The organism is Kistimonas scapharcae, from assembly GCF_039540975.1.
Classification (GTDB): domain Bacteria; phylum Pseudomonadota; class Gammaproteobacteria; order Pseudomonadales; family Endozoicomonadaceae; genus Kistimonas; species Kistimonas scapharcae.
This window is the reverse complement of record NZ_BAABFL010000324.1, coordinates 1-4998: the sequence shown is the minus strand read 5'-3', so window position 1 is coordinate 4998 and position 4998 is coordinate 1. Positions and strand designations below refer to the sequence as shown.

The window sequence follows — 4998 nt, the reverse complement described above, 5'->3', positions numbered from 1 at the left end:
TCTTTTCCGACATGCTCACACACCTTAATAGGGTTTCAAGATTACCCTTGTTTGTGTGTCCGGAAAACTATAACCACTTCAGTATGTGCTGACATTTCAGACGGATTTCATTGAATCAGGCTACCGCAATCGTTTGTTGCTGCAGGAAGCGTTTGCCACGTTCAGCGTCGATCGTGCCTGCATCAAGCTGGATCAACTGGGATACCGCCATCTCGATCATCTGGGCGAAATTATGGATGATGAAATCCATCGTGAGACACCAGACTGGGATCTCCTGGAGTCACTGCTGACAGCATTTCTCCATTACCTGACGCGCTATCTGCCGGATTTCACACCAGAGTCCGTTTACATTGATCCACGCATCATGACTCTGGTTGATCTGCTGGAAGCCCATTACCGACAGCAGCGACACACGTCGTTTTATGCTGAACAGATCGGACTGACGCCTAAGCGACTCAATGAGCTCACCCGCCAACACCTGGGTAAAACCGTGACCCAATTACTGCATGAACGTGTGATCGTTGAAGCACGCAGGGAACTGACCTTTACCCCAAAAACAATCAAGACCATTGCATACGAGCTGGGGTTTGAGGATGTCGCCTATTTCTGTCGTTTCTTTCGTCGTGAGACCGGGGTATCCCCGCTGGGATTTCGCAAGTTAGTGTTTGCCTGAAATGTTCTAAAAACACCATAAAACGGGCAAAGCATCCATTTTTGATTCATTTTCTGTGCCGGATAATGCCATTCGTCTCGTGGTGCCTGTTGACAGGGTACCCGTTGTTTCATGAGGTTCAATAGCAACGATGGCATCCATTAACCTGAGAACCGACCCCATCGGTTCAAGTTTCCTGCATTACCTGCTGCCGGCGGTCAGTGGCATGGTAGTGAAATCTCTCTATGTCATGGTCGATACGATCATGGTTGGTCGTGGTGTCGGGCCAGATGCTCTGGCAGCGCTCGCTTTGACCATTCCGTTTTTCGCGCTGTTTTTGGCCTTGTCCCTGATGATCGGCGTCGGCGGCTCGGCACTCATGTCAATCCGGTTCGGGCGTGGTGATTATGCAGAAGGTCAGGCGCTGTTCTCGCAGTCAATGCTGTTGACGCTGATTGTCAGCACTCTGCTGGTTGCTACCGGGCTGTATTGGCTGGATGACCTGGTGTTAATAACCGGCGCCAGTGGTGCATTGTTCGAAATGACCCGCGATTACCTTGGCATCATGTTGATGTTTTTTGTTGTCTACTCGTTGGGCTGGGTCATGTCCTGTTTCGTGCGCAATGACACTAATCCACGCCTTGCGATGGTTGCCCTGGTTGCGAGTGCGCTCACTAACCTGGTACTGGATTATCTCTTCATCTTTGTCTTTCACTGGGGCGTCCAGGGGGCGGCACTGGCAACCGGTATTTCACAGATGGTGTTATTTGGAGGTGTGTTGTTGCACTTCTTTAGCGGGAAAGGTGTCCTGCGCTTGAAGATGCCTGAGCTTCGCTTTGATCATATGCCGAAAATCATCAGTACCGGACTGCCGACGTTCTTTATTGAGTCAACTGTCGGTGTCAGCACGCTGGTGTTCAACTGGGTGCTGATTCGTACGGGGGGAGATCTCTATGTCACAGCCTACAGTATTGTGATCAACGTTGCCGTGCTGGTGTTGTTTATCTTGATGGGGATTGGCCAGGCCTGTCAGCCCATTATCAGTTTCAATCATGGCGCCAGTGCTTCTGAGCGGGTCCGGCAGACGTTAATGCTGGGGATTAAAACGGCCATTGCCGTAGGTGTTTCTGCGTTGCTGCTGGCAACCTTTGCGTCGGACTGGCTGGTTAGTTTGTTTGTTGCCGGCAATCCCGCGCTGTCAGAACTGGCTGGATTTGCCATGCCGCTGTATTTCCTGGCGTTCCCCTGCATGGCGGTGAACCTCTTGATTGCATCGCTGTTTCAAGCCATTGAGCATCCTATGACGGCAACAGTGTTGTCGCTGGTACGTGGTTTTGGGTTTGTGGTGCTGGGCCTGATGATTCTACCGGCACTCTTTCCTGAGGCAGGTGTCTGGCTGGCAGTCCCGTTTGCTGAAGTGATGACAATGATCGGGAGCCTTTACCTGTATCTGCGGTACCGGCAGCAGACAGGGGAAAGTGTGCCCCATCCTACAGGCAGATTACACAACGTTTGATTAATAAGACGAAAGGCTCGGGCTGTGTTGGGTGGCGGTGACTCACATGGCCTGACGCTTTCTATCGTTTAATTTATGAGGCGATGATAAGTAGATGTCGCATTGTGACTCTGTGTTAAAACCGGTACTTTTCATAATCCTTACCGTTTAAAAAGATTGCTTTGAAACAATGACCACCCTGCAGAGCCTGAATCCAGCTTACGCAGATGCTGCCAACCATGCAGTAGTGGTCATTGTGGCTGCCATTATTACCCTGATTATTATCATCTAGGGTCGGCAGCCATTGTATTGCCGGCCCGAACCGAAGGGCCGGCGGCAGACCCCATCATCACATTCCATATCTGTCTCCCCACCCTTCGCAAGGTCCGGCTCCGTTGACTGACTGGAATCTGAAGATGCGACGACAAGATTTATTAGCCCTTGGTTTCATGACCTTTGCCCTGTTCCTAGGGGCGGGCAATGTGATTTATCCACCCATGGTCGGCCAGCAGGCCGGTGACCATTTATTGATGGCCGCAGCTGGTTTCCTGATAACAGCGGTTGGCCTGCCATTGATGACTCTTGTCTCCATGGCGCTGGCGGGCGGCCCACAAAAAATGACTGCGGATATCCCCAGACGATGGCACCAGTTGTTCTGGACCGCGTTGTTCCTGGTTATCGGCCCTGCGTTTGCGATACCCCGTATGGCCGTCGTCGCTTATGAAATGGGATTCCTGCCCTTTGTTGAGCAAACTCAGGGCTGGCACCTGGCATTGTATTCAGCAGTCTTTTACCTGCTGGCCTGGGTGTTTGCCTTAAACCCCGGTTCTCTGATCAAGACCGTCGGCAAATTGATGACACCTGCGTTGATACTGTTATTGGCAGCCATTGCCTGGGGAACCTTGAGCAACCCGCAGGGTGCCATAACGTTTGCGGTTGGCGATTATGCCCATCATCCTTTCAGTGAAGGGCTTGTTCAGGGCTATATGACCATGGACTGCCTGGCTGCGCTGGGGTTCGGCGCGGTGATTGCCAATACCGTACGCAGTCTGGGCGTGACCCAGCCCGTCATGATGGCACGTTATACGGTGTATGCCGGGTTGATGGCTGCTGTTGGTTTGGGGCTGGTTTACCTGGTGTTGATGTACCTTGGCGCAACCAGTCATGAAGTGGCCGGGCAGGCAACGAACGGTGGCCAGGTGCTTGCGCTTTACGTAGCAGCCTTGTTTGGTTTGCCCGGTAAAGTACTGCTGGCCAGTGTTATAACGCTGGCTTGCTTGACGACGGCGGTTGGTGTTGGTGCCTCCTGTGCAAATTTCTTCAGTACCCAGAGTCAGCGTTTGAGTTATACGATGGCTATCACTGTCATCATGCTGGTGTCTGCTGTAGTGGCCAATGTTGGCCTGACGCAGCTGATCACACTCTCCGTTCCCGTGGTTGTTACTCTTTATCCGTTGGCTGTTGCTTTTGTCGTGTTGGGCTTGCTGCGCCGTGGCCTGTCGGCACCGGGTGATGTGTATTTTACGGTGACTCTGGTGACGGCCTGCTTTGCTGTATTGGATGGTTTGAAAGCCGCTGGCCTGTTACCAACGGTACTGGCAGAAACTTTCAGTCATTGGCTGCCATTGTTTGATGCGGGGCTGGGCTGGTTGTTGCCATTTGCCGTGACTCTGGTAACTACATGGGCCGGACAGCGCTATCGTCGGGCATTGCAGCCACAATCATAACGTGATGTGTGCAGGCGCTGGCGTTGTCAGCGCCGCAGTATGGCGATCCATCGTCCTACATTCAGCAGGCTGGCCAGGGTTGCCGCCACATAGGTGTAGGCTGCGGCACGCAGTACACGTCGTGCGCCGGGCATATCGTCCGGGCTGAGATAGCCTTCTTCTAGGATTGGCAGCGCCCGGTTGAAGCTGGCATCCAGTTCAACGGGCAACGTCATCAGTTGAATCCATGTGGCAGCCAGCATACCGGCGAGAGCCAGCAGTACAGTCACCAGAGCAGTGTGTGGCAGTTTCGTCAAAAGGGGGAGCAGTGGTGTCGCCATGATGGCAATGGTGCTGAAACGTTCGATCCGCTGAGCCGTTCGGATACGTTTCTGGCGATTCATGAAACGGGGATCCTGATGATGGTGCTGCAAGGCATGACCAACTTCGTGGGTAGCCACGGCGACCGCTGTCACCGACCGACCGTCGTAGTGATCGGGCGAAAGCGACACAAGCCGTTTTTCCGGATCGTAATAATCTTCATGGGGGCCGCCACGCTGTACGGATACGTCCAGACCGAATCGTTCAATCAGGTGCTCGGCCAGTTCGCCACCGGTACCGGGCATATCGGCTCGCTCGGTGCCATAACGTCGCAGTGTCCGTCTGACCCACCATTGGGGTAGGCAGGCCAGTACCAGAATGAGCAGACCGATAATGGCCACAATCATGAAGCATTTCTCCCATACAGCTTCGATGTGTTATCCGCTGGCCAAATGAATGGCGGCCAGCCTTTATCATTGGAGTGGGTGTGATTATGCCTGCCGCTGGTGAGCCATACCAGAGAGCATCAGCCCGCTAAATGGATCTGAATGTTCCAGAGATCTCCTGATCCTCGTCAGTTTATCGCGTTGTTCAGGTCTTCCGGACGACCAAGCCAGAATGCTCCCACTTCATTCAGCTGATACGTCACAATCCGGTCTTTAACAAATGGCATTTCTGCCAGCACGGCATGTGCATCAGCCGGCGTTGCGGCACGAACGAAAAAAGCAACTGTTCCGATATCCTGAATCCGTGAGTTCTTGATTTACCTGGCAATCAATCGGGTCAATCTCTTAATTCCAGGTGACCGGGTTAATCAGATTTGA

The 4998-nt window shown here is 52.9% G+C and carries 4 protein-coding genes; 3 read left to right on the top strand and 1 reads right to left on the bottom strand.

Annotated elements, in window-relative coordinates; translation table 11 throughout:
* Positions 1–85 precede the first annotated feature (85 nt).
* The 3 genes from ABD892_RS11775 (at position 86) to brnQ (ending at position 3874) form a co-directional block, all read left to right on the top strand.
* Positions 86–673: a helix-turn-helix domain-containing protein gene (locus ABD892_RS11775; RefSeq protein WP_345195872.1), complete on the top strand. Its 588-nt coding sequence runs from the start codon at positions 86–88 to the stop codon at positions 671–673.
* Positions 674–803: 130 nt separating this feature from the next.
* Positions 804–2168 (top strand): MATE family efflux transporter, encoded by a 1365-nt coding sequence (locus tag ABD892_RS11770; RefSeq protein ID WP_345195871.1) that lies wholly within the window; start codon positions 804–806, stop codon positions 2166–2168.
* Positions 2169–2563: 395 nt separating this feature from the next.
* Positions 2564–3874, top strand: a complete 1311-nt coding sequence (gene brnQ / locus ABD892_RS11765) for a branched-chain amino acid transport system II carrier protein (protein WP_345195870.1) — start codon at positions 2564–2566, stop codon at positions 3872–3874.
* Positions 3875–3900: 26 nt separating this feature from the next.
* On the opposite strand, the gene ABD892_RS11760 is transcribed toward brnQ, so the two are convergent.
* Positions 3901–4581 (bottom strand): zinc metallopeptidase, encoded by a 681-nt coding sequence (locus ABD892_RS11760; RefSeq protein WP_345195869.1) that lies wholly within the window; start codon positions 4579–4581, stop codon positions 3901–3903.
* Positions 4582–4998 lie beyond the last annotated feature (417 nt).